A 291-nucleotide genomic window follows, 5' to 3' on the forward strand; every position below is an offset into this window, starting at 1 on the left:
CACTTAGCCCTCGTCAGCGCTTCCTTCAAGAACGCCAGCGTCGCCAAAACATGACGTTCGCTGTGACGATCGTCATCATGCTCGTTCTTGCATTGCTCAGTGCGCTGATTCTGACGGGAATTGTTTCAGCTCCCTTTGGCAACTCCTTCTCGAAAGCAGAAAAGTTCGCCACCAGCGGTAAAGTACCGTGCCCACCGGAAAAAGCACTCCCGGTTGACCCCGCATCGGTGAAAGTTCAAGTTCTGAACACCACGTCGCGTCAAGGCATCGCCTCTGACGCAACAGAAATGT

General features: G+C 53.6%; 1 pseudogene. It reads left to right on the top strand.

The annotated features are described in order from the left end of the window. Positions 1-291: pseudogene (locus tag QP415_RS11460) on the top strand (LytR C-terminal domain-containing protein); the annotation flags it as partial.

The sequence above is a fragment of the Pauljensenia sp. UMB3104 genome, assembly GCF_030217285.1.
Lineage (GTDB): Bacteria > Actinomycetota > Actinomycetes > Actinomycetales > Actinomycetaceae > Pauljensenia.